A 2,279-nucleotide genomic window follows, 5' to 3' on the forward strand; every position below is an offset into this window, starting at 1 on the left:
TGGCTGAACTGTGGCAGCTGCTGTGATTCGACTCCGCCGATGGCCATCATGGCCATCAGCATTGTCATCATTGTTATTTTAAAAATCCCTTTCATGGTTTCTGTCCTTTAGTCTTTGATTACTTGGATCCATCCCTTGAATTCGTGCGCTCTGCCCGTAGCATCTGTTCCTACCAAGACGTAGAAGTATGTTCCCGCAGGAAGATTATCCGCCGTCCAGTCATTCTGGTAGTTAGTACGCTCGAAGACATGGTCTCCGTATCTGTTGAAGATCACGATCTCGTTGGAAGCAAACTTGCTTAGACCTTTGATCTCAAAGCTATCGTTTCTATTATCTCCATTTGGAGTAATCACGTTCGGGATAAAGAACGGATTCACCGTATTTACATCGCTATCTGTATTGTCTACAGGGTTGATCTCCTCTCCTGCTGAACTTACTGTCACCACGTTGGTGATGGTCTGTGCAGAAGTACCTGGTAAAGCATTTGCTCTTACCTGTACTCTGATCGTCAAGGTCTCTCCCGCTGGGAAGTTGGCAACTGTCCAAGTTACACGCTGTCCGTTTGTTGAAGTCACTGGCTGAATTGCATTACTGCTCGCAGTGAAGGTCGATCCTAGGTAGCTCACTCCATTTGGAAGATCATCTGTGATCACCACATCTTCTGCATCGGTCTCTCCATTGTTAGACACTACGATCTCGTACTCAAACTCGTCCCCTTCATAAATCTCTACATCAAAAGAGGTCTTGCTCACTGCCATGTCAACTTCATCATTCAAGATTCTGAAGGTCACAAAGGCATCATCTGTATTGGTTGGGTTCAACACCTCTGACAACACATATCTCAATCTGTATTCTCTAGCTTCGTTCACACCTGGAATCAAGCTCAGTTCTCCATTTGGATTGATCAACAAACCTATGATTCCGTCCAACTCAGTGAACACAAAGTCCACATTGTCCATTGTCACCGGCTGACCATCCAAGAGGTCATTGTCAAGGATATTTCCAATCAATCCTCCGAAGTTTACTGTATATTCTCCCAGTTCATCATCATTGGCTATGATTGGTCTTGCACCACCTCCAATTGTCACTGAATCTTCATCGCCTATTGTACCTCCCTCTGGAGTTTCTGCTGTTACTGCCGCAGTGTTGACCAAAGTACCTCTCTCAAGATCCTCTGCAGTGATCGTGTAGCTAGTTTCAAGACTAATAGACGCTCCTGGAGCTAGGCTCTCAATCACATTCTCAAAGCCTGTCAATGGATCCCTTACGACTATATTGGTCAAGGTCACGCTTCCAGTGTTAGTTACTGTCAAGGTATATTCGATCACTTCACCCAGTGCTAGGAAGGTTTCTGAAGTAGTAGTCTTCACTATTTCAATTCCCGCATTCTGATCTACTTCTATGATCACCTCGTCATCATCACCTGGAGTATCTTCGTTAGGGTCAGTACCCTCTACGCTAGCTACGTTTACGATCGCTCCACTGTCAATATCAGACTGTGTTACTGTGTATGTATAGTCTCTGCTTACTGACTGACCTGGAAGTAGGGTACCTACATTCTCAGATACTTCTAGCATTTCGTCAACTAGCATCACATCTGTCAAGGTCGTGTTGCCTGTGTTCGTTACCGTCAAGGTGTAAACTACTTCCTCACCAGCCACTGTCACTACTGACTTATCTGCTGATTTAGCTAAGCTGATCGCTGAGTTTTGATCAACGTCTACTGTTACTTCGTCGTCATCACCTGGAGTGTCTCCATTTGGATCTTCAGAAGATACACTTGCTACGTTCACGATAGAACCGTTGTCAATGTCAGACTGTGTTACTGTGTATGTATAGTCTCTGCTTACTGACTGACCTGGAAGTAGGGTGCCTACATTCTCAGATACTTCTAGCATTTCGTCAACTAGCATCACATCTGTCAAGGTTGTGTTACCTGTGTTCGTTACCGTCAAGGTGTACACTACTTCCTCACCAGCCACTGTCACTACTGACTTATCTGCTGATTTAGCTAAGCTGATTGCTGAGTTCTGATCAACGTCTACTGTTACCGTTGTATCGTCTTCTGGCATATCTCCATTTGGATCTTCACCTGTTGTGCTCGCTACGTTCACGATAGAACCGTTGTCAATGTCAGACTGTGTTACTGTGTATGTATAGTCTCTGCTTGCTGACTGACCTGGAAGTAGGGTGCCTACATTCTCAGATACTTCTAGCATTTCGTCAACTAGCATTACATCTGTCAAGGTCGTGTTACCTGTGTTCGTTACCGTCAAGGT

The 2,279-nt window shown here is 44.9% G+C and carries 1 protein-coding gene; it reads right to left on the reverse strand.

The window, feature by feature from the left end:
- Positions 1 to 107 precede the first annotated feature (107 nt).
- Positions 108 to 2,279, reverse strand: a 2,172-nt coding sequence (locus CHB66_RS16685) for a DUF7507 domain-containing protein (protein WP_141107420.1), incomplete at its 5' end; no start/stop codon positions are given.

The organism is Belliella buryatensis (assembly GCF_900188245.1).
Lineage (GTDB): Bacteria > Bacteroidota > Bacteroidia > Cytophagales > Cyclobacteriaceae > Belliella > Belliella buryatensis.